The following is a 22,228-nucleotide window of genomic DNA, read 5'->3' as shown; positions in this document are numbered from 1 at the left end:
GTTAGCTGCGTTAGACAGGTTCCACCGAGATGGCCACCCGGTCCTCCCCAATGCGGGTCAGGACGAGGGTGGCTGTTTTTTGGCCGGCCTTTTTCCCGGCCACCTTGCTTCCGGCGAACAGCTGCTTGCGCAGTTCCTCCGGAGTTACCGAGGTGCCGCGCTTTTTGATGTCCAGCACCGTGATGCCGTTCTCCTTCACCCAGGCCTTGAGCGCCTTGACGTTGTACGGCATCACTTCCAGGACCTTGTAGGCGCGGGCGAACGGCGTGTCCACCAGCTCCGGAGCGCAGATGTAGGCGATGTGCTCGTCCAGAAGGTGCCCGCGCAGTTGAAGCGCGACGTCGGCCACCAGTCCGGCGCGGATCACCGCGCCATCGGGCTCATACAGGTAGCCCTCTGCCGGACCCACCGGCGCGGCGGGACCGCCGTCGAAGTCTTCAGCGCTGGTCAGCTCGGCGGCACCCTGCGGGCCGAGCAGCAGCGCCGCGCGGCGGATTCCCGGCCTGCGCACGGAGTTGAACCACAGAGCCACCTCGGTGACGTCGCCACCCACCGATACCCACTGCGCTTCGCAGCCGGCGGGAACTGACTCGTGCGGCATGCCGGGGCCCATTTTGACGCCAACGGCGCGCCCGGTGGCGGCGAGTGATTCCACAAAGGACAGCGGCGGTGAAAACGCCTCAGGATCCCAGATCCGCTTGGTACCCGACGTGGAGGTGACGCGGCGTGCGGGATCCAGCCAGACGCCGTCGACCCCGTCCAGGGGAACGGTGGTGGCGTCCGAATGCACCACCGTGGCGTTCGGGAAGGGGATGAGGTTGACCGTGGCGCAGGCGGCCGTGGTTTCGTCCATTTCCACGGCCGTGACGGTGATGTCCATCGATGCCAGTGCCAGGGAGTCCGCGGCAAGGCCGCACCCGAGGTCGGCCACGTGGCGGACGCCGGCCTGGGCAAAGCGCTCGGCATGCCTGGCTGCAACCGTGAGTCGCGTGGCCTGTTCCAGCCCGGCCTGCGTGAAGAGCATGCTCCGGGCGAACTCGCCGAACTTCAGCTCGGCCTTGGTGCGGAGCCGGGACTGGGTGAGGACGGCGGAGACCAGCGCGGGGGAGTGCCCGGCCTTGCGGAGGGCCGCGTTGAGTTCGAAGGACTTGTCCTCGCGGTACGGGCCCAGGGACGCCAGGAGCTCCCAGCCTTCGCTGGTGAGCAGTGGGGCGATCTGGTCCTGCGGTGCTTGAGCCATGGGTTCAAGCCTAGTGGAGGTGGCCCGGCGGCCAGATCCGGCTAGGGTTGAAGGCATGGAAGACAGCGCAGGCACCCAGCCGTCCGGACTACCCCAAACCAGCAACCCGGACCTGGTGAAGTTCGCCCGCCCCGCGCTGATTGCAGGATCCGCAGTGGCCGTGGTCTGCGTCGCGCTGCTGGTGATCATCTTCTTTCTGGACACGTTCAACGCCACTGTGTATTCCGTGGGCGGCAAGGACATCCAGGACGCTACGGACGAGGCACAGGAGATCCGCGGCCTTTATGCCGGGGCACGCGTAGGCGGCATCATCCTGCTGGTGGCCTCGATGCTGGCTGCCGTGGGCGGCGCCGTGGTGCTGTATCTGCGGCGGGGAACCTTCAGTGAAGGGGACGACGGCGACGAGGACGTCGATCTCGAGGACCTCACCGGCCGGTAACAGGCTGTTCGCCGGAGACATAATTCTGGCACTCACCTTGACCGAGTGCTAACCAGTACATAGAGTCATCATTAGCACTCTCCCTAGGAGGGTGCTAACACATGACGAGCTGCCAGCCAGGCTGCTGCCGGCACCGCGACGACGGTTTGCCAGCCACGGCGAAGCGGCTCAACTGTCCACAAATTTCGCTGACGTAGAAGGAGAGGTCCGAGTGTCGGTCTCTATTAAGCCTCTTGAGGATCGTATTGTTGTCCGCCCGCTCGAAGCCGAGCAGACCACGGCTTCCGGCCTGGTTATCCCGGACTCCGCACAGGAGAAGCCGCAGGAGGGTGAAGTTGTTGCAGTAGGCCCCGGCCGCTTCGAAGACGGCAACCGCGTCCCTGTCGACGTAGCCGTTGGCGACGTCGTTATCTACTCCAAGTACGGTGGAACCGAAGTCAAGACCGGTGGCAACGAGTACCTCGTGCTGTCCGCCCGCGACGTTCTGGCGATCGTCGTAAAGTAACTCTTTGGATCCCCGTGCCGCTGTTCCGTCCCTGACTGAACAGCAGCGCGGGGTTCTGTCTTTGAAAGGACAAAACCATGGCAAAGCAGCTTGCGTTTAACGACGCTGCACGCCGGTCGCTTGAAGCCGGCATCGATAAGCTCGCCAACACTGTCAAGGTGACGCTCGGCCCCCGCGGCCGCAACGTTGTCCTCGACAAAAAGTGGGGGGCACCCACCATCACCAATGACGGCGTCACCATCGCCCGCGAAATTGAGCTTGATGACCCCTACGAGAACCTTGGCGCGCAGCTGGCCAAGGAAGTAGCCACCAAGACCAACGACGTTGCCGGCGACGGCACCACCACGGCCACCGTGCTCGCCCAGGCCCTGGTCAAGGAAGGCCTGCGCAACGTTGCGGCGGGCGCCGCTCCGGGCCAGATCAAGCGTGGCATCGAGGTTTCCGTAGAAGCCATTGCAGCCCGCCTGCTCGAGAACGCCCGCCCGGTTGAAGGCACGCAGGTTGCCAGCGTGGCAGCCATCTCGGCCCAGAGCGACGAAATCGGCGAGCTCCTCGCCGAGGCATTCGGCAAGGTCGGCAAGGATGGTGTGATCACCATCGAGGAGTCCTCCACCACGCAGACCGAGCTCGTCCTCACCGAAGGCATGCAGTTCGACAAGGGCTACCTGTCCCCGTACTTCGTGACCGACTCCGAACGCCAGGAAGCCGTCCTCGAAGACGCCCTTATCCTGATCAACCAGGGCAAGATCTCCTCCGTGCAGGATTTTCTGCCGCTGCTGGAGAAGGCGCTGCAGAGCTCCAAGCCGCTCTTCATCATTGCCGAAGACGTTGAGGGCGAGGCCCTGTCCACGCTGATCGTCAACCGTATCCGCGGCACGCTGAACGTTGTTGCCGTCAAGGCTCCGGGCTTCGGCGACCGCCGCAAGGCCATGCTTCAGGACATCGCCACCCTCACCGGTGCGCAGGTCATCTCCGCGGAACTGGGCCTCAGCCTGGATTCGGTTGGCCTTGAGGTGCTGGGTACCGCCCGCCGCATCACGGTCACCAAGGACAACACCACCATCGTTGACGGTGCCGGTTCCGCAGAAGACGTCGCAGCCCGGGTTGCCCAGCTGCGCGCCGAGCTGACCCGCACCGACTCCGACTGGGACCGCGAAAAGCTCCAGGAGCGCCTGGCCAAGCTGGCCGGCGGCATCGGTGTCATCAAGGTCGGCGCAGCCACCGAAGTTGAGCTGAAGGAAAAGAAGCACCGCATCGAAGATGCAGTGTCCTCCACCCGCGCCGCCCTTGAAGAGGGCATCGTGGCCGGTGGCGGTTCCGCACTGATCCACGCACTGAAGGCCCTCGACGAGGATCCTGCAGTCAAGGCACTCGAAGGCGACGCCGCCGCTGCTGTGGGCATCGTCCGCCGCGCGCTGGTCCAGCCGCTTCGCTGGATCGCCCAGAACGCCGGTTTCGACGGCTACGTTGTCACCGCCAAGGTTGCAGAGCTCGAAACCAACAACGGCTTCAACGCCAAAACGGGCGAGTACGAGGACCTGATCGCCGCCGGTGTCATCGACCCGGTCAAGGTCACCCGTGCAGCACTGCGCAACGCGGCATCCATCGCTGCGCTGGTTCTCACCACCGAGACCCTCGTAGTGGAGAAGCCCGCAAACGAAGACGAGCACGCAGGCCACAGCCACTAATCCCCACCGTCCCCCTCACCTCGCTTCGCTCGGTCAGGGAACCCGGACGGCGTGGGCCCTGCATTAGGTCTCCACACAAAGAACCGGTCCAGCTTCGGCTGGGCCGGTTCTTTGTGTTCACAGCTCACTCGCGGCCCTCTTTCCCGCGCTACGCGCCCGGCATGTCCTGCGTCTTGACGTCGCCCGCGCGCTCGTAGACCAGCGACACCGCCCCCTTCGGGAAGGTGCGCGCCGGCTCGACGAGACGGAAGGAGGCGGGGATAGTCCCGGCGTCGAAGAGGCGCTTGCCCTGCCCGAGGGTGACCGGATAGAGCCAGAAGTGCAGGCGGTCGATCACGTCTGCCGCCAGCAGGGAACGGATGAGGACGCCGCTGCCAAACATGTGCACCTGGTCGTACTCCTCACGGAGCCGACCCGCGGCCGCGGCATCCGGCAGCACCGTGGTGCCCGCCCAGCTCGGAGCGGTCAGCGTGCTGGAGACGACGAACTTGGGCACCCGGTTGAGCGTGCTGCCGACGTCGTCAGACTGGTGCGGCCAGTAAGCCGCGAAGATGTCGTAGGTCTTCCGGCCGAGAAGCAGGGCGTCAATGAGGCCGACCTCGGCGCCGATGGCGGCATCGGCCTCGTCATCTGACACCGGCGCCTGCCAGCCACCGAAGGCGAAATCGCTCTCGGTGTCCTCTTCGCGACCGCCGGGCGCCTGGTAGACGCCGTCGAGGGTGATGAACAGGTTCGCGACGATGATGCCCACGCGTCCATTCTGGAACGGCGTCCCGGTGCTGTCCAGCGTTCGCGTTCTTCACTGTCCAGCGTCGGCGGGCGTGGCAGACTGATGCCATGCTGCTCGACGAGCTTGTGAAAACCACGGATGCCGTCGCGTCGACCCGCTCCCGACTCGCAAAGGTCGACGCACTGGCCGACCTGCTGCGCCGGCTCGAGCCCGCGGACATCGCGGCCGCCGTCGGGCTGCTCATCGCCAAGCCGCGACAGGGCCGTGTCGGGATCGGCTGGCGCGGTATGACAGCAGCCATGGGGGAGCCAGCCGCCGAACCGAGCCTGACTGTGGCCGACCTCGATGCTGCGCTGGATCGGCTGCTCGTCACCGCAGGCGCTGGATCAGCCGCGGAGCGCGCCGCGACCCTCCGGTTGCTCACGGCGGCAGCCACCGAGCGCGAGCAAGCTTTCATCGCCGGCGTGCTGCTTGGTGAATTGCGTACCGGTGCGCTTGAGGGGGTGCTGACGGATGCCGTTGCCCGCGCCGCCGATCGGCCGGTCGACGCCGTACGCCGCGCGGCGATGCTCTCCGGCGATCTCGGCGAGACCGCACTGCTGGCGATCACGGGCACCGCAGCAGAGCTTGACGCCGTCGGCCTGGTCGTCGGCCGCCCCGTGCAGCCCATGCTCGCCGCAACTGCGGCCAGCGCTACCGCGGCGCTGGAGGTCACGGGGGAGGCGTCCGTGGAATACAAGCTCGACGGCGCGCGCATCCAGGTGCATCGCGTCGGCGACGATATTCGCATCTACACCCGCACCCTGGCCGAGGTGACCCACCGGCTGCCGGAGGTGGTGGAGGTGGTGCGCGGACTGCCGGTATGCGACGTGATTCTCGACGGCGAGACACTCGCGCTCGACGAGGATGGCGGGCCGCGGCCGTTCCAGGAGACCATGTCGCGGTTCGGGACGGATGCGGTGCGGGCCACGGTGTTGCATCCGTGGTTCTTCGACGTACTGCACATCGACGGGCGCGACCTGCTCGAGGAGCCGCTGTCGACGCGCATCGGCGTGCTCGAGCGCATCGCCCCGGAACACCGGATCCCGGGGGAAATCACGGCGGACGCGGCCGTCGCGGAGCGAGTGTCGCGCGACGCGCTCGCCGCGGGCCACGAGGGCGTGGTGGTGAAAGCTGTTGGATCGGCCTACGCTGCCGGCCGGCGTGGTTCCAACTGGATCAAGGTGAAGCCGGTGCTCACCTACGACCTTGTGGTGCTCGCGTGCGAGTGGGGCTCGGGACGGCGCACTGGGCTGCTGTCCAACCTGCACCTCGGCGCCCTGGACCCGGCCGGAGAGTTTGGTGAACCCGGCGGTTACGTGATGGTGGGCAAGACGTTCAAGGGCCTCACCGACGCGCTGTTGCGCTGGCAGACCGAACGGTTCCAGGAGATCGAGATGCGGCGCACGGCCGGCACCGTCTGGCTGGAGCCGGTCACCGTCGTCGAAATAGCCATCGACGGGGTTCAGCAGTCCTCGCGCTATCCGGGCGGAATCGCGCTGAGGTTCGCACGCGTCAAGCGCTACCGCGACGACAAGACAGCCGCGGAGGCCGACACCATCCAGACGCTGCGCGCGCTGCTGCGTTCGTAGTTGTGCCGCTTCTCCACCGGGCGTACCGTGGCGCTTAAGTACCGCCGCACCCAGCGTGCGCGGGCGAACAGGTTGGGCGGTTGGTGTCCGAAAGGGGCCAGATGACAGCTGAGACGGGCATCGACGAGGGCCGGTCGGCGTTCCGCGAGCACCGCTGGACCGATGCCTTCGAGATCTTCCGGGATGCCGACCAGCGCGGCGGGCTGCCGGCACCGGACCTTGACCGGCTCGCCATCGCGGAAATCCTGACCGGCAACACAACGGCCGGACTGGACACCCTCACACGGGCGCATGAGGAGTACCTCGTTGTCGGCGACGTCGTGGGCGCCGCCCGGTGTGCGGGCTGGATGGGGATGCAGCTGATGAACCTGGGGGAGGCGGCACGGGCCGGGGGCTGGTTTGCCCGTGGCCAGAGGCTCGTGGATGAACTGGCCGAGCCCGACGCCGTGCAGGGCCTTCTGCTTCTTCCGATGGGCCTCGGCAAGCTATACGGCGGCGATCCGGTAGGCGCCCTGCAGGTCTTCACCCGCGTTGCGGACTTCGGCCAGCGGTTCCACGACAAAGACGTGTCCGCGCTGGCCCTCCTCGGCACAGGCCAGGCGACGCTGATGCTTGGTCACGCTGACAAGGGACTCAAGATGTTTGACGAGGTCATGGTGGCCGTCACGGCAGGTGAACTCTCCCCGATCCCGTCGGGGATTATCTACTGCGCAGTCATCGGCAACTGCCACCTGGTCTTCGATCTGGAGAGGGCCCTGGAATGGACGGCTGCCCTGGACCGCTGGTGCCGTGCACGCCCTGACATGGTGTCCTTCAGCGGCCAGTGCCAGTCGCACCGCGCCGAACTCTTCATGCTCCATGGGGCCTGGGCCGAGGCACTGATGGCGGCTGCTGCTGCCCAGGGACTTGCCGTAAGGGGGGACCCTCAGGCGCTCTACGGAGGCTACTACCAGCAGGGGGAGGTGGAACGGCTGAGTGGAAAACTGGACGACGCCGAAGTTTCCTACCGGCAGGCCGCCCGATCAGGCTATGAGCCACAGCCTGGCCTCGCGCTGCTCTGGCTTGCCCGTGGAAATGCGCTACAGGCACAAGCGATGATCCGTAGGGCAGCTGCCGCGGCAGACGTCGCAACCCGCCGGAACATGCTGCCGGCACTGGTGGAGATCGAGTTGGCTGCCTGCGACCTGGAAGCCGCGCGGCAAGGTTTTCAGGAGCTGGAAGCCCTGGCCAGTGAATTCTCTATGCCCATGATCCGGGCCGTTGCCGGCCAGGCGGACGGCGCGGTCCGCCTGGCCGACGGCGACCCCTCCGCTGCCCTGAAACCGCTCCGGGAGGCGTGGAGGCTGTGGCAGGAACTCGGTGTTCCGTACGAGGCGGCGCGCTGCCAGGCGCTGGCTGGCAGTGCCTGCCGCGCACTTGGCGACGAGGCCTCCGCACTGATGTACCTGGAGGCAGCCCACGCTGCGCTCCTGGACCTGGGCGCGGCGCCGGCGGCAACCTGGGCGGCGTCGCTGCTGCACGAAGGCATGTTGGACAGCGAAGCGACGCCTGGCACGGTGGGTCTCCTCACCCGCCGCGAGCTTGAAGTCCTGCAGATGCTGGCAACCGGAAGGGGCAATCGGGCCATCGCCGGCGAGCTCTACCTGAGCGAGAAGACCGTAGCCCGGCACGTCAGCAACATCTTCCTGAAACTGGGCCTGTCGTCACGGTCAGCCGCCACCAGCTATGCCTATGAACACGGGCTCGCAGGCTAACGGACAACATAGGACCGTTCTGACTACATAGAATTACCCAGCCGCGCCGTGACTGAAGTTGCATGATTCGGCCGACGCGGCCACCAGGGGCGCGGCCATAGCCTCAAAGCATGAACCTTCCAGTCCTTGCCGGCACCCTTTCGACGGTGCTGTTTGCTTTGGGAATGCTGCCGATGCTGGTGAAAGCGGCCCGCACGCGTGACCTCGCCTCGTACAGCCTGGGGAACCTGGTCCTGAGCAATGTGGCCAATGCCGTTCACTCCATCTATGTCTTCAACCTGCCCGCCGGCCCCATCTGGGCACTGCACCTGGCCTACGTCCTGGCATCCGCCCTGATGCTGGCCTGGTGGTGGCGCTACAGGGAGACAGGACGCGAAGCCGACGGCGGCACGACGGCCGGACGGACGGCAGGTCCCGTGGAGGGTTCAGCCGCAGAAATCTACATCAGTCAAAAAGGAGCGCAGTGATGAACCACAACGATGTGACCGGCATGCTGGACACGATGATCATCGGCGGCGGCCAAGCCGGCCTTGCCATGGGCTATTACCTGAACGAACAACAACGGAAGTTCCTGATCCTGGATGCCAACCCCCGGGCGGGAGACGCCTGGCGCCAGCGCTGGGATTCGCTTCGTGTGTTTACTCCCGCCAAGTACGACGGACTCCCGGGCGCCCCTTTCCCGGCGGATCCGCTGGCCTTCCCCACGAAAGACGACGTGGCCGGGTACCTCGAAGGCTACGCGGAGCGATTCGACCTGCCTGTCCTCCACGGGGTCCGGGTCAACCGGCTGTGGCGGGAGGAGGGCCGCTACGTCGCCGCCTCCAACGGTCAACGCTGGGAGGCGCACAACGTCGTCGTCGCCACCGGCTGCAGCCAGGCACCCAAGGTGCCCGGCTTCGCCGCGGAGCTGAGCCCCGCCGTCGTCCAGCTGCATTCCAGCCAGTACCGGAACCCCCGGCAGCTGCAGGACGGTCCGGTCCTGGTGGTCGGGCTGGGGAACTCGGGAGCGGAGATCGGATTCGAGGTCTGCCGGACGCATCCGACGTTCGTGGCGGGCAAACCGGGAGGCGAGATTCCAGTGAAGCACGGCCGGACAGCGGCCCGGTACTTCCTGCCGGTGTTGCGTTTCCTAGGGCTCCACGTTCTGACCCTGAACACACTTATCGGGCGCAAAGCGGCACCCACATTCAAGGCGCACGCCGCGCCCCTTATGCGGACCAGGTCCAAGGACCTGGTCGCCGCAGGCGTCCGGCTTGTGCCGCGGATTGCCGGGGTGGAGAACGGGCTGCCGGTGCTCGCGGACGGGACCCGGCTGGAGGTCTCCAACGTGATCTGGTGCACGGGCTTCAGGGATGATTTCGGCTGGATCGATCCGGCAATGCTCGACGGCGGCGGGTTGCCCCGACAGGAACGCGGCGTCGCGCTGGACTCACCCGGGCTGTTCTTCCTTGGACAGGAATTTATGTACTCCGCATTTTCGGCCACCCTTGTGGGTGCCAGCCGCGATGCGCGCTACCTGGCCGGACGAATCCCGGTTTCCGTCAGCCGCGCGTCCGCCGCATCTTCCACCTGAGCTGGCGCGCCGTGCCCTCCGGCAGCCGGCTGGAGACCAACCGGTAGAAGACAAGTACGGCCACGGCAGCGGCCACAATCCCCACCAGGTTGAGCAGCAGCTGCAGCGCCGAACCCGCAGCTTTCTGGTATTCGCCGAGGACCAGCGCCACCGCGACGAATCCTGCCGCCGGCACCGTGGTCACCGAGATGAAGACACCGATGAGCGCGGCCGAACGCCGGCTGATCACCGAGAGCATTCCGGCGGCCCCCGCCAGCACAGCCACGATCAGTGAGTACGGTCCCGGGTGGTAAATGAACTCCACCGCAGACCCTGTGTCCAGGGTGTTGTCCGCGAAGAGGCCCAGTGCCGCGGAGACCCACGTGGTCAAGGCCGCCAGAAGCATGGCCAGCGGGAATCCCACACCAAGCGCCAGGGCAGCACGCCGGCCGAGTGCCCACTGGCGCCGGGCCAAGGCCACTGCCAGCGCCGCCAGGGGGCCGAATTCCGGCCCCACGGCCATCGCCCCCACGATGGCAATGGTGGAATTCGTCACGATGCCGATGGCGGCGAGCTGTGTGGCCAGTATCAGGAAGGCAAGGTAGCTCCACGTGAGCCGGGAGTCCTGGCCCGTCTGGCGGGTGACCTCGTCCCAGATCAAGGCGTCTGCGCCGTCTCCGGGGGCAGAAGCCTCCGCTTTGTCCGAGCGCCGGGACAGGACGAGTTCCGGCATGGAGATGGCAATGGATCCCACCTCCTGCGCCTTCAGGACGTGGAGTTTCTCAAGCAGTTCCTCCACCGCTTCCCTGGCAACCTGGACGTCGATGACATCGCCCCGCGGCGACACGGATGCTCCCGGGAAGAGCGCTACCTCGGCGGTTCCCGTGTGCTCCTTGCAAGCGTCCAACGTCACTGCCGACAGTTCACGGGGCACACAGATCCGCAGCTGGACAATCACATGCTCTCCCTTCGCTGGCCTGTGGCCAGCATAGTTTGTGGCAGGCTCCGACGGGGCTCGACGGCGGCCGTTGATTGGCCATCCGCCGTGCGGCTCCGTAGGCTTGATGCTTTGCTTACCCGCTTGGAGAGGTCCTCTGTGTCCAGTGCACCAGCCGAGGCTGCCCCGTGCACTGCGCTGGACGCAAATACCGGCGAGCGGAAGCCTGCCCGGAAACCGACCTTCCGTCCCGAAGTCCAAGGCCTCCGCGCGCTCGCCGTCCTGATGGTAGTGACCTACCATGTGTGGCTTGGCCGGGTGTCCGGCGGGGTGGATATCTTCCTCCTGATCTCGGCCTTCCTGCTGACGCTGTCCTTCGTCCGGAAGGTGGAGGCCGGCACCTCCCTCAATCTCCTGCGGCACTGGCTGCACCTCTTCAAGCGGCTGCTGCCGGCCGCCGTCGTGGTGATCCTCGGGGTCCTGGCAGGCACCTGGCTGGTCCTCCCGCAAGGCCGCTGGCCCGTCATCCTGGACCAGGCCTGGGCGGCGCTGCTGTACCGGCAGAACTGGCTGCTGGCGGACACCGCCGTGGACTACTACGCCCAGGACCACGCCGCGGCGAGCCCCCTGCAGCACTTCTGGTCCCTGTCCATCCAAGGACAGGTCTTCATCCTGTGGCCTCTCGTCTTCGCCGCTTCCGCTGTTGTGTGGCGGCTCCTCCGGCACCGCTTCAACGCCAGCTACCGCGCCGTAGTGGCAGCCGCGTTCGCCGGTATCCTCATTGCCTCGCTCGCGTTCTCGATTGACCAGACGGCCACAAACCAGGCCTACGCCTACTTCGACACCCGGACGCGGCTTTGGGAATTCGCGCTGGGCTCGCTGCTGGCACTTGGCCTGCCGCACCTGAAACCCGGGAAACTCCTGCGGGTGGTGCTCGGCTGGGCGGGCCTCGTGGCCATGGTCTCGTGCGGTCTGTTACTGACCGTGGACCGGGCGTTCCCCGGATTCGTGGCACTGTGGCCCACGCTGGCTGCCGCGGCGATCATTGTGGCCGGGCAGAGCGGGAGCCGGTTTGGTGTGGACCGCCTCCTGAGCTGGAAGCCGCTGGTTTCCCTGGGGGACAACTCCTACGCGCTCTATTTGTGGCACTGGCCCGTCCTGGTGCTTGCGCTGGCCGCTACCGGCGTTGAGGCACCCACCCTCATCCAGGGCGCCGCGATCATCGCCGCGTCGGTGGTCCTGGCCGTCCTCACCACCAGCTTTGTGGAAAAACCCCTCCGGGAATGGCGCTGGCCGCAGGTGCGCACCTGGCGCACCGCCGTCGTCGTGGTTGCCTGCTGCGCCCTGCTGGCCGGACCCGTGGCAGTCTTGCAGACGAGCCTCACCGCGGAGGAAGCTGCCACCGCCGCCCAGCCCCGCGAGCTGACGCCGGGAGCGGCCCTGCTGACCCCGGGTAACGCCGGATCACCGGCACCGCAGGGCAGGATCATTCCTGGGCCCACCGCCCTGGACAACGACTGGGCCGGAATCCACCAGGCCTGTGCGGGAGCGAATGCCACCGGGGACCCTGTCCTTGAGGGCTGCCGGCAGGCGCTCCCTGAAGGCGAACCCACCAAACGGATCGTTGTGCTGGGCGATTCCCATGCCCAGCAGTATCTGGCCGCCTTGGCACCCATCGCGGAAGCCCGCGGCTGGGAGCTGGTCACCCTGCTGATGCCGGCCTGCCGGTTCGGCGCCGAATCCGAGACCCGGACTGCCGAATGCAACGCCTACAACCGGGCCAGCGCAGCGTACGTGCTCGAACACCGGCCCGATGCCGTCTTCACCGTGGCCACCCTGACCCATGAGGAAGCCCCGTTCGAGACCGACGTGCCGGCCTACCTCGAAGGCATCCAGCCCATCGCCGATGCCGGCATCGAGATCCTGGGCATCCGGGACAACCCGCGCTTCACCATCAACATGCCCGAGTGCGTCCAGCGCCACAGTGCGGACGCCCCGGCGTGCAACCCGCCGCTGAACGAATCTTTGGTGGAGCCGTCACCGCTGGAGAGTTACCGCGGGAAGGTGGACGGGCTGCACCTGATGGACCTGAGCGATTTCATCTGCGCCGGCGGCATCTGCCCGGCCGTGGTAGGCAACGTCTACGTGTACAAGGACGACAACCACCTGAGCCGGACGTATGTGGAAAGCATGATTCCCATGTTTGAGGAGCGGCTGCTGGCGGCGACGGGCTGGAACTGACACGCGGCTTTCGGTTATTGGGTGCCGTTGCTCACAATGTGCTCCCGGAATAGGGGGATCGGCGTGGAGGTTCTAATATTTACTCAAAGCTTTCTGCGCGGTGACCGCGCATGAGGCACTCGAATGTACTAAGGCCCTGCACGGACCAGTCCCGTAATGACGGGCTGGTCATTAGCTGCAACCCCTACCCGTGAACCCGTAACCAAGGTAAGAGGCGCACTCATGACCCAGCCCGAGCACAATCCTTTCGGCTTTATCGGCCTGACCTACGACGACGTCCTGCTCCTCCCGGGCCACACGGACGTCATCCCGTCTGAGGCTGATACGTCTTCGCGGATTTCCAAGCGGATCACCGTTCACACACCGCTGCTGTCCGCCGCCATGGACACGGTCACCGAATCCCGGATGGCGATTGCCATGGCACGCCAGGGCGGCCTGGGCGTCATCCACCGCAACCTGTCCATCCAGGACCAGGCCGACCAGGTGGACCGCGTAAAGCGCAGCGAATCCGGGATGATCACCAACCCGCTGACCATCGGCCCTGAGGCCACGCTGGCGGAACTGGATGAGATCTGCTCGCAGTACCGGGTCTCCGGCCTCCCCGTGGTGGACGAGGGCATGCGGCTCCTCGGTATTGTCACCAACCGCGACACCCGCTTTGTGCCCGAAGCCGACTTCCCGCTGCGACTGGTCAGCGACGTCATGACCAAGATGCCCCTCGTCACGGGCCACGTCGGCATCAGCCGCGAGGAAGCCTCGCACAAGCTGGCCACCAACAAGATCGAGAAGCTCCCGCTCGTTGACGAGCAGGGCCGGCTCAAGGGCCTCATCACCACCAAGGACTTCACCAAGGCCGAGCAGTACCCGCTGGCCACCAAGGATGACGAAGGCCGGCTCCGCGTAGGTGCCGCCATCGGTTTCTTCGGTGACGGCTGGGAACGCGCCATGGCACTTGTCGACGCCGGCGTGGACGCGCTCTTCGTTGACACGGCCAACGGCCACTCCCAGGGCGTGCTGGACATGATCCGCCGCCTGAAGTCCGATCCCGTAGCAGCGCACGTGGACATCATCGGCGGCCAGGCTGCCACCCGCGAAGGTGCCCAGGCACTGATCGACGCCGGTGCCGACGGCATCAAGGTGGGCGTGGGCCCCGGCTCCATCTGCACCACCCGCGTGGTGGCCGGCGTGGGCGTCCCGCAGATCACCGCCATTTACGAGTCCGCCAAGGCAGCCATCCCGGCCGGCGTACCGTTGATCGCCGACGGCGGCCTGCAGTACTCGGGCGACATCGGCAAAGCGCTGGTTGCCGGCGCCGACACCGTCATGCTGGGTTCCCTCCTCGCAGGTTGCGACGAGTCCCCGGGCGAGCTCATCTTCGTGAACGGCAAGCAGTTTAAGAGCTACCGCGGCATGGGCTCGCTGGGCGCCATGCAGTCCCGCGGCAAGAACACGTCCTATTCAAAGGACCGTTACTTCCAGGCAGATGTCTCCGGTGATGACAAGCTCATCCCCGAGGGCATCGAAGGCCGCGTCGCCTACCGCGGCCCGCTCGCCTCGGTGGCGTACCAGCTGGTCGGCGGCCTCCGCCAGACCATGTTCTACACCGGCGCCCCCACCATCCCGGAGCTCAAGGTCCGCGGCAAGTTCGTCCGCATCACCCCGGCCGGCCTCAAGGAATCGCACCCGCACGACATCCAGATGACCGTAGAGGCCCCGAACTACGGTTCGCGCTAGTCCCCACCGGCACCCTCACCTCGCAAGCTCGGCCAGGGAACCCTGCCGGCGTGGGCCCGCCGGTGGGAACTAGGCTGGAGCCATGTCCCAACCACGCCATCCCGCCGAACTGAACCCAAAAAAGGACCCTCAGCGGCGGTTGGCGCTGCGGCCCTACGCCGGGGCCGTGGCGCAGGTGCTGCGGGTCAGCTTCCGGGCCTCGCCAGCCGCCGTCGTAATGAAAGTAGTCGGTTCGCTCATTTCGGCGACGCTGCCTTTGGTGACCACGTACTTCGCAGCGCTGACCACCACAGCGCTGGCGGCCGCCTACGCCGGTGATTCCGCAGCAGGCCAACAGGCCATTGTGTACGTCATCATCACGGCTGCCCTGGGGCTCTTCTGGGGCGGCTTCAGCAGCGTGGACCGCTACATCCAGCAGCTTATGAGCTTCAAGGTGGGCGCCATCGTGGGCGACCAGATGTACGAGCGCTTCCTGGCGCTGGAGTTCTGGCGCTATGACGATAAGCAAACCGTGGACCTCTACGACCGGGCCAAACGGTTTTCCGATTCCTATGCCCGCGTGCTGGACAGGATCGCGGCCATCTTCACCCAGCTGGTCTCCGTGATCCTGGCCGTGGGTGCCCTGCTGCTGGTCAGCTGGTGGATCGCCGTGATTGTCCTGGTGGCGATTGTGCCCAGCGTCTACCTGCAGTTCAAGCTCTCACGCGAGCAGATCGCGCACTGGAACACGCAGGTGGACTCCCGCCGGCAACGGCGGATGATCGAGACCAACCTGCTCCGACCGCAGCACATCGCCGAAATGCGCCTGTACGGGATCGTGGGCTACCTGATGGACCTCCGCTCCCGGCTGCGCGATGCTGATGAGCGGCGCCGCCTGGACTTCCAGAAGCGCTACATTCCCAAGCAGCTCGCCGCCGACGCCTTGCAGTACGGCGCCGAGGTGATCTCCCTGATCTGGGTGGTGGGCCAGATCATCGCCCGCGCCCAGCCCGTTGGCCAGTTCCTCTATGTCCAGCAGATCGTCAGCCGCGCACTGTCCACAGCCAACAGCCTGGTGTCCTCCCTCAGCTCGATCGACGAGGATCTCGCCAACCTCAAGGACTACGAGCTGTTCATGGCAATGCCGGTGCATTCGGACCATTCGCCGCCGCTGCTCCAGGCGCCCAAAACCGTGGAACTGCAGGACATCCGCTTCACTTACACGGGCAGCGACACCGAGGTGATCCGCGGCATCAGCATGACCATCCGCGAAGGCCAGCACATCGCCCTCGTAGGTGAGAACGGGGCGGGGAAGTCCACGCTGATCCGGATCCTCGCCGGCCTCTACCGCCCGGATTCCGGGCAGGTAATGCTCGACGGCGTCGACCTCGCCGCCGTCGACGTTAAGTCCTGGCACCGCCACCTGGCCGTCCTGAGCCAGGAATTTCTCAAGTACGAATTCGCCACAGCTGCCGACAACATCCGCTTTGGCGACGTGGACCCGCCCCGTGACGACGAACGGATCCGCCAGGCAGCCAGCGACGCCGAAGCGTTGGAGTTCATCAACAAGCTGCCCAACGGCCTGGACAACTACGTCAGCAACTGGATGGAGGATCCGCGCGGGCGGAAGGGGAGCGGGCTCTCCGGCGGCCAGTGGCAGCGGCTCGCGATGGCCCGGAATTTCTACCGCAATGCCACCTTCATGGTCATGGACGAGCCGACGTCCGCCATCGACGCACTGGCCGAGCACCGGATCTTCACCCGGCTTTTCGCGGACCGCAGCAGCACCATCATTGCCATCAGCCACCGGCTTGCCACCATTGAGAAGGCCGACATTGTCTACATGCTCGAGGACGGGCGGATTGTGGAACAGGGCACCCACAAGGAACTGGTGGCGCTGCGAGGCCGCTACTTCAGGATGTTCGAATCCCAGCTGACCGTGGAGGAGGCCGAGGGCGTCTGACGACGTCAGGGCGTAGGGTCACCCACTCCACGCAGGAACCGCCGGCCGCGCTGCAAGGCGTGGCCGGCGGTCCCGGATTCGTGCGGCCCCGAGGCTAAGAGGTGGTCACCGCTGTGTCGTCGAGGTAGAAGTACGTCCCCAGCGACGAGTCCTCAACACCCAGGAAGCGCAGGGTCACGCTCTTGCCCTTGTAGGCGGAGAGGTCCAGCTGCTTCTGCAGATAGCCGGCGGACTCGTTGAGATTGGAGTAAGTGGCCAGCGTGGTGGTCACACCGTTGCTGACCGCCTGAACCCTCAGGGTGTCATAGGCCGCGCTGGATGTGGTCTCGTCCGACTGCACCTTCAGGTAGAAGGACAGTGACGCGGTGGCCACCGTGGACGGGACTGCAAACGCCTGGTCGAGCATGTAGGACGTTGCCTGGCCCCAGCCGTTGAGGCCGGCGAAGCCGGAACCGGTCCTGGCATTCGTTCCGATCTCGAACGTGTCGGCGTGGTCAGAGGTCCAGGAGGCTGCGCCCGATTCGAAGCCCGGGTTCAGCAGCAGGTTGCCGGACGGCGGGGGAGTGACCCCGCCCAGCAGGCCCATGGTCTTGGTGGCGTCCGAAAGCCCTGTGCCGCAGCCCGTGGTGCAGCCGCCCGGCATTGCCCGGGTTCCCTGCTTGAGCGTGGACTCAACCTGGGCCGGGGTAAGCGTGGACGTTTTGGACTTCATGAGTGCGGCCAGCCCGGCCACGTGCGGAGCTGCCATGGACGTTCCCTGGTAGCTGGCGTAGCCGGCGGAGCCCGGTGTGGAGGTACCGGTGTTGATAGTGGAGAGGATTCCGCCGCCTGCTACGCGGACGTCGCCGCCGGGTGCGGTCAGGTCAACCGTGGAGCCGTAGTTGGAGTAGTAGGAGAGGCTGCCGCTCGGGTTGCTGGCGGCCACGCTCACAACGCTGTTGCAGTTGGCCGGGCGGAATCCGGAAGCATCCTGGTTGCTGTTGCCGGCCGCCACCACCACGGTGGCCCCCCGCGAAACTGCGGAGTTGATGGCTGCCTGGTACGTGCTGCCGCAGGCACCGGACCCGCCCAGGCTCATGTTGATGACCGTGGCGGGATTGGCGTTGGCCGGGATGCTCGGGACGGTGCCGCCGGCTGACCAGATAATCGCATCGGCAATGTCGGACAGTGACCCGCCGCATTTGGCCAGGACGCGTACCGGCACCACTTTGGCGTTGGGTGCGACGCCCGCCACGCCGGTGGCATTGCCGGTCACGGCTGCAACGGTGCCGGCGACGTGCGTGCCGTGCCAAGAGCTGTTGCCGGCTGTCGACTGGCCGCACTCGCCGGCGGTGTACCAGTCGCCCTGGTCCTGCGCATTCGCGTCCCGTCCGTTGCCGTCACGCGCTGCCGTGGCGTCGGAGACGAAGTCGTAGCCCGGCAGCACATTCACGTCGAGGTCCGGATGGGCCGTGATTCCGGTGTCGATCACGGCCACTGTCACGCCGGTGCCGGTGGCAACGTCCCAAGCCCCGGGGACCCGCATGCCGTTGGTGCCAGTGAAATCCCATTGCTCGCCATAGCGTGGGTCGTTGGGCGTGAGAGCCACCGTCATGCGGGCGTCAGGTTCCACGTACTCGACCGACCCGGACGCCGCAATTTCGGCCATGAAGTCTTCGGCAGCCTGCCCGGACAGGGCCCTGTCCGCCTCGATCAGCGTTCCGCCGGTGGCCAGGGTGCGGAGTTCCTGCACCTTCACGCCCTGTGACTTGGCTGCTGTGCCCCAGGCATTGGCGCGGCCGTTCGGGGTGGCGTTCGCCGTGGTCTCCTTGAATTCGACGATGAACTTCGTGTAAGCCTCTCCGGCGGCCACGTCGTGCACCGCAGTGCCTTGGACGGCGGCCGGCCCGGCTGCCGTGCCGTCGCCGTCTTCGGGGGTGGCGAAGACCGGCGAACTGGCGAAGGCCAGGGTGCCGACTGCTGCGGCGAGCGACAGAGCCAGGATGCGGTGGCGCCTGATTGATGAACGTCCCATAGGAGCTTCTTTCTCGGAACGGGCACAGGTGTGGCCCGTATGAAGGGGAGTGAGGGTGGTCACGTGGTGGATCAGGTGGTAACCGAGAGTAAACATAAAGGTATTTTCAATACTTGTAAATAGTTGACAAAACTTGTCAATAAAGTGTTGACTATCAGTTTCAGGATGAACCCAAGAGGAGGCGCCCCACCGCATCCCGCGTGGTCAAGTAAAGTGGTCACGTGACTTACGAGATCGAGATTGGCCGTGGCAAGCGTGGGCGTCGTGCCTACTCCCTGGATGACATTGCGATTGTCCCTAACCGTCGTACCCGCGACCCCAAGGACGTGTCGGTCTCCTGGCAGATCGATGCCTACAAGTTCGACATGCCCGTGATTGCAGCCCCGATGGATTCGGCCATGTCCCCGGAGACGGCCATCGCCTTGGGCCGGCTGGGCGGGCTCGGCGTGTTGGACCTTGAGGGCCTCTGGACCCGCTACGAGGACCCGCAGCCCATCCTTGACGAGATCGGTGCCCTCCAGGATGAGGTCAACAGCCCCGCCGTGACCGGCCGTATGCAGGAGCTCTACCGCGCTCCCATCCAGCCGGACCTGATCACGTCCCGCCTGGCGGAGATCCGCGCCGCCGGCGTGACGGTAGCCGGCTCGCTGACCCCGCAGCGCACCCAGGAACACTACAAGACCGTGGTGGCTGCCGGCGTCGACATCTTTGTGATCCGCGGGACCACCGTGTCAGCTGAGCACGTCTCGAAAGACCACGAACCCCTGAACCTCAAGCAATTCATCTACGAACTGGACGTCCCCGTGATTGTGGGCGGCGCGGCCGGCTACACGCCCGCCCTGCACCTGATGCGCACCGGAGCCGCCGGCGTCCTGGTCGGCTTCGGCGGCGGAGCCACCGCCACCACGCGGCGCGCCCTGGGGATCCACTCGCCCATGGCTTCCGCCATCTCCGACGTCGCGGCCGCCCGCCGTGACTACATGGATGAATCCGGCGGACGGTACGTCCATGTAATTGCCGACGGCGGCATGGGCACCTCGGGTGACATCGTCAAGGCAATTGCCATGGGCGCCGACGCCGTGATGCTGGGCAGCGCCCTGGCCCGGGCCGAAGAGGCACCCGGCAAGGGCTGGCACTGGGGCCAGGAGGCCCACCACCTCGAACTGCCCCGCGGAGACCGCGCCAACGTCGGCACCGTCGGACCGCTCGAAGAGGTGCTCTTCGGGCCCGGCCACCACACCAACGGCACATCCAACCTGATCGGCGCACTCCGCCGTTCGATGGCGACCACCGGCTATTCGGACCTGAAGGAATTCCAGCGCGTCGACGTCGTAGTTTCCCCGTACACGGGCAACTGACAGCCTCTTACTGTCAGGGGCCGGCGGCCTCTGACGGGATGCCTCCCGCTGAACCCGCCCTGCCCAACTGTGCGGCAAGGAAGTAGTGTGGTTTTACCACCGGCAGCAGCGGCAAGGGAGGCGTTCCGTGAATACTGTTCCAAACGAAGGCGGGGTCCTGGGGCCTGCGGCCAGGGAAGCATCGATCGCCAGGCTCAGGGCCACCTCGGAACCCGGCAACGAACTGGACATCCTGATCGTCGGCGGCGGCATCGTGGGCGCCGGTGCGGCGCTGGATGCCGTGACCCGCGGCCTCACCGTGGGGATCGTGGAGGCCAGCGACTGGGCGGCCGGCACGTCGTCACGGTCATCCAAGCTGATCCACGGCGGCCTGCGCTATCTGGAGATGCTGGATTTTGGGCTGGTTAAGGAAGCGCTGCACGAACGTGGCCTGATTCTTTCGGTCCTGGCCCCGCACCTGGCCCGGCCGGTGCCGTTCCTGTATCCGCTGACCAAACCGTTTCTGGAGCGGCCCTATGTGGGCGCCGGGATCGCCCTCTACGACGCCATGTCCATTACCGGCGGGCACAGCCGCGGCGTTCCGTTCCACAAACACCTCACCAGGCGGGGCACCCTCAGGGCCGCCCCCAGCCTGAAAAAAGACGCCTTTGTGGGCTCCATCCGCTATTACGACGGCCAGGTGGATGACGCAAAGTACGTGGCAAACCTCGTCCGCACGGGAGTGCACTACGGCGCGCATGCGGTGAACCAGATGGCGGTGGTGGCTTTCCTGCGCGAAGGCGAACGCGTGGTGGGTGCCAAAGTGGTCAACCACGAAGACGGTTCGCAATTCAACATCAAAGCCAAGCAGGTCATCAACGCCACCGGGGTGTGGACCGATGAAACCCAGGCCATGGTCACCGACCGCGGGCAGCTGAAGGTCCGGGCGTCCAAGGGCATCCACCTCGTAGTGCCCCGCGACCGGTTCCAGTCCACGGTGGGGCTGATCCTCCGCACCGAAAAGTCCGTGCTGTTTGTTATTCCGTGGGGCCGGCACTGGATCATCGGCACCACAGACACTGACTGGAACCTCGACAAGGCCCACCCGGCGGCCTCCAGCAAGGACATCGACTACATCCTCGAGCACGTCAACCGGGTCCTGAAACGCCCGCTGACCAGGGAGGATGTTGAAGGCGTCTACGCCGGCCTGCGCCCGCTCCTGGCAGGGGAGAACGATTCCACGGCGAAACTGTCCCGTGAACACATCGTGGCCCACCCCGTACCGGGCCTGGTGGTGGTGGCAGGCGGCAAATGGACAACCTACCGGGTTATGGCCAAGGACGCCGTGGACGAGGCCACCCGCACCATGGATGAGCGGGTCCCGGCGAGCTGCACCGAAACCATCCCGCTGCTGGGCGCCAGTGGCTTCAAGGCGGCCTGGAACCGCCGGAGCCGGACAGCTGAAGAGTCCGGCGTGCACGTGGCCCGGGTGGAGCACCTGCTCAACCGTTACGGGTCCATGACTCCGGAGGTGCTGGACATCATCGCCCGGAATCCTGAATTGGCGGAGCCGTTGCCCGGTGCTGACGACTACCTGCAGGCAGAAGCCGTCTACGCCGCAACCCACGAGGGTGCCCGGCATGTCCATGACGTCTTGACCCGGCGGACCCGCATCTCCATCGAGGCCTGGGACCGTGGCGTGTCGGCGGTGCCGGTTGTCGCTAAACTGATGGGCGAAGTCCTTGGCTGGAGCGATGTTCAGCGCGAAAGCGAAATAAAGCACTACATAGCACGCGTTGAAGCTGAACGGCTGAGCCAGCAGCAGCCGGACGACGAATCCGCCGACGCCGCACGGCTGGGTGTGGAGGACATCGTCCCTTTGCGCTGAGGCGGCACCGCACACCAGCAATTCTCCTGACTGAAGGGACACGCCTTGGCGGAACCACTTGACCGGTACGATGCCGATCTCACCACCTCCGATCTGGTGATTCTGGAGTTGGAGGCAACGGGCAAGTCGGACGCCGCGGCGCAACTGGCGGAGCGCCTCTACGCCGCCGGGCGGGTCACGGACCTGCCGCGGTTCCTCGAACACGTCAACGCCCGCGAACACCAGCTCGCCACCGGCCTGCCGGGTGGGATCGGCCTCCCGCACGCCCGCAGCGAATTCGTCTCGCGGACCTCCATCGCCGTGGGAATTACCAAGTACGGCCACTCGCTGGACTTCGGTGCCGCCGATGGTCCGGCCACCGTCATCCTGCTGATCGCCACCCCGGCAAGCTCGTTTTCCGATCACCTGGAAGTCCTGGCCACCCTGGCCCGCTCCCTGTCCAAGGAGTCCTTCCGGGAGTCGCTGCGGCGGGCCTACGATGCCGAAGTCATCGCCGAGCTCATCAACTCCAGCCTGGTGTTCTTCGACCACTAAGGATTGGGGCAGGCCCTTTCGTGTCGACACCGTCGCCACGTAGGGACCCGGCGGCCACACTC

The 22,228-nt window shown here is 66.1% G+C and carries 17 protein-coding genes; 13 read left to right on the top strand and 4 right to left on the bottom strand.

From position 1 onward, the window contains the following. Positions 1-10 precede the first annotated feature (10 nt). Positions 11-1,240, bottom strand: coding sequence for a class I SAM-dependent methyltransferase (locus ASG77_RS09125; RefSeq protein ID WP_056344184.1), 1,230 nt, complete (start codon positions 1,238-1,240; stop codon positions 11-13). Positions 1,241-1,295: 55 nt separating this feature from the next. Here ASG77_RS09125 and ASG77_RS09120 point away from each other — a divergent pair, with 55 nt between their 5' ends. The 3 genes from ASG77_RS09120 (at position 1,296) to groL (ending at position 3,872) form a co-directional block, all read left to right on the top strand. Further along, positions 1,296-1,679 (top strand): hypothetical protein, encoded by a 384-nt coding sequence (locus ASG77_RS09120; protein ID WP_056344181.1) that lies wholly within the window; start codon positions 1,296-1,298, stop codon positions 1,677-1,679. A 211-nt stretch (positions 1,680-1,890) separates the two neighbouring features. Then, positions 1,891-2,184 carry a co-chaperone GroES gene (gene groES / locus ASG77_RS09115; protein ID WP_056344177.1) on the top strand — a complete coding sequence of 98 codons (294 nt, stop codon included), beginning with the start codon at positions 1,891-1,893 and terminating at the stop codon, positions 2,182-2,184. 77 nt (positions 2,185-2,261) lie between these two features. Continuing rightward, positions 2,262-3,872 (top strand): chaperonin GroEL, encoded by a 1,611-nt coding sequence (gene groL / locus ASG77_RS09110; RefSeq protein WP_056344175.1) that lies wholly within the window; start codon positions 2,262-2,264, stop codon positions 3,870-3,872. 148 nt (positions 3,873-4,020) lie between these two features. Here the strand turns inward: groL and ASG77_RS09105 are convergent, their stop codons facing one another. Then, positions 4,021-4,623, bottom strand: coding sequence for a dihydrofolate reductase family protein (locus ASG77_RS09105; protein WP_056344172.1), 603 nt, complete (start codon positions 4,621-4,623; stop codon positions 4,021-4,023). Positions 4,624-4,709: 86 nt separating this feature from the next. Here ASG77_RS09105 and ASG77_RS09100 point away from each other — a divergent pair, with 86 nt between their 5' ends. The 4 genes from ASG77_RS09100 to ASG77_RS09085 all read left to right on the top strand — a co-directional run bounded on the left by ASG77_RS09100 (position 4,710) and on the right by ASG77_RS09085 (position 9,560). Then, positions 4,710-6,233 carry an ATP-dependent DNA ligase gene (locus ASG77_RS09100; RefSeq protein WP_056344169.1) on the top strand — a complete coding sequence of 508 codons (1,524 nt, stop codon included), beginning with the start codon at positions 4,710-4,712 and terminating at the stop codon, positions 6,231-6,233. A 101-nt stretch (positions 6,234-6,334) separates the two neighbouring features. Further along, positions 6,335-7,987 carry a helix-turn-helix transcriptional regulator gene (locus ASG77_RS09095; RefSeq protein WP_056344165.1) on the top strand — a complete coding sequence of 551 codons (1,653 nt, stop codon included), beginning with the start codon at positions 6,335-6,337 and terminating at the stop codon, positions 7,985-7,987. A gap of 110 nt (positions 7,988-8,097) precedes the next feature. Beyond that, positions 8,098-8,454, top strand: coding sequence for a hypothetical protein (locus ASG77_RS09090; RefSeq protein WP_056344162.1), 357 nt, complete (start codon positions 8,098-8,100; stop codon positions 8,452-8,454). Next, positions 8,454-9,560, top strand: a complete 1,107-nt coding sequence (locus ASG77_RS09085; RefSeq protein ID WP_056344159.1) for a flavin-containing monooxygenase — start codon at positions 8,454-8,456, stop codon at positions 9,558-9,560. Before ASG77_RS09090 ends, ASG77_RS09085 begins: the two co-directional genes overlap by 1 nt. Here ASG77_RS09085 and ASG77_RS09080 read toward each other — a convergent pair. Then, the gene (locus ASG77_RS09080; protein WP_442854238.1) at positions 9,529-10,446 is read right to left on the bottom strand and encodes a DUF389 domain-containing protein; all 918 of its coding nucleotides are present in this window, start codon (positions 10,444-10,446) and stop codon (positions 9,529-9,531) included. The genes ASG77_RS09085 and ASG77_RS09080 overlap by 32 nt on opposite strands. Before the next feature lie 228 nt (positions 10,447-10,674). Here ASG77_RS09080 and ASG77_RS09075 point away from each other — a divergent pair, with 228 nt between their 5' ends. From ASG77_RS09075 to ASG77_RS09065, 3 genes are all read left to right on the top strand, one after another. Beyond that, positions 10,675-12,717, top strand: coding sequence for an acyltransferase family protein (locus tag ASG77_RS09075; protein WP_056345134.1), 2,043 nt, complete (start codon positions 10,675-10,677; stop codon positions 12,715-12,717). 222 nt (positions 12,718-12,939) lie between these two features. Then, positions 12,940-14,451, top strand: a complete 1,512-nt coding sequence (guaB, locus tag ASG77_RS09070; RefSeq protein ID WP_056344153.1) for an IMP dehydrogenase — start codon at positions 12,940-12,942, stop codon at positions 14,449-14,451. 82 nt (positions 14,452-14,533) lie between these two features. Beyond that, entirely contained in the window at positions 14,534-16,393 is a 1,860-nt protein-coding gene (locus ASG77_RS09065; RefSeq protein WP_056344150.1) for an ABC transporter ATP-binding protein, read from the top strand. 94 nt (positions 16,394-16,487) lie between these two features. Here the strand turns inward: ASG77_RS09065 and ASG77_RS09060 are convergent, their stop codons facing one another. Beyond that, a complete protein-coding gene (locus ASG77_RS09060; RefSeq protein ID WP_056344147.1) occupies positions 16,488-18,407 on the bottom strand; it encodes a S8 family peptidase in 1,920 nt (639 codons plus the stop codon). Positions 18,408-18,628: 221 nt separating this feature from the next. Between ASG77_RS09060 and ASG77_RS09055 the strand changes: the two genes are divergently transcribed. From ASG77_RS09055 to ASG77_RS09045, 3 genes are all read left to right on the top strand, one after another. Then, positions 18,629-19,765 (top strand): GuaB3 family IMP dehydrogenase-related protein, encoded by a 1,137-nt coding sequence (locus tag ASG77_RS09055; protein ID WP_056344144.1) that lies wholly within the window; start codon positions 18,629-18,631, stop codon positions 19,763-19,765. 127 nt (positions 19,766-19,892) lie between these two features. Further along, entirely contained in the window at positions 19,893-21,632 is a 1,740-nt protein-coding gene (locus ASG77_RS09050) for a glycerol-3-phosphate dehydrogenase/oxidase (protein WP_056345131.1), read from the top strand. Between the two features lie 45 nt (positions 21,633-21,677). Then, a complete protein-coding gene (locus tag ASG77_RS09045; protein WP_056344142.1) occupies positions 21,678-22,166 on the top strand; it encodes a PTS sugar transporter subunit IIA in 489 nt (162 codons plus the stop codon). Positions 22,167-22,228 lie beyond the last annotated feature (62 nt).

Source organism: Arthrobacter sp. Soil762 (assembly GCF_001428335.1).
In the GTDB taxonomy this organism is placed as follows: Bacteria; Actinomycetota; Actinomycetes; order Actinomycetales; family Micrococcaceae; genus Arthrobacter.
The sequence above is the reverse complement of the archived record's forward strand: the minus strand, read 5'-3'. Positions and strand labels throughout refer to the sequence as shown.

Excerpts from the sequence above, each read along its gene's own strand:
- ASG77_RS09090 (WP_056344162.1), top strand. The coding sequence starts at position 8,098 with ATGAACCTTCCAGTCCTTGCCGGCACCCTTTCGACGGTGCTGTTTGCT.
- ASG77_RS09100 (WP_056344169.1), top strand. The coding sequence starts at position 4,710 with ATGCTGCTCGACGAGCTTGTGAAAACCACGGATGCCGTCGCGTCGACC.
- ASG77_RS09065 (WP_056344150.1), top strand. The coding sequence starts at position 14,534 with ATGTCCCAACCACGCCATCCCGCCGAACTGAACCCAAAAAAGGACCCT.
- guaB (WP_056344153.1), top strand. The coding sequence starts at position 12,940 with ATGACCCAGCCCGAGCACAATCCTTTCGGCTTTATCGGCCTGACCTAC.
- ASG77_RS09085 (WP_056344159.1), top strand. The coding sequence starts at position 8,454 with ATGAACCACAACGATGTGACCGGCATGCTGGACACGATGATCATCGGC.
- ASG77_RS09120 (WP_056344181.1), top strand. The coding sequence starts at position 1,296 with ATGGAAGACAGCGCAGGCACCCAGCCGTCCGGACTACCCCAAACCAGC.
- ASG77_RS09125 (WP_056344184.1), bottom strand. The coding sequence starts at position 1,240 with ATGGCTCAAGCACCGCAGGACCAGATCGCCCCACTGCTCACCAGCGAA.
- ASG77_RS09060 (WP_056344147.1), bottom strand. The coding sequence starts at position 18,407 with ATGGGACGTTCATCAATCAGGCGCCACCGCATCCTGGCTCTGTCGCTC.
- ASG77_RS09095 (WP_056344165.1), top strand. The coding sequence starts at position 6,335 with ATGACAGCTGAGACGGGCATCGACGAGGGCCGGTCGGCGTTCCGCGAG.
- groL (WP_056344175.1), top strand. The coding sequence starts at position 2,262 with ATGGCAAAGCAGCTTGCGTTTAACGACGCTGCACGCCGGTCGCTTGAA.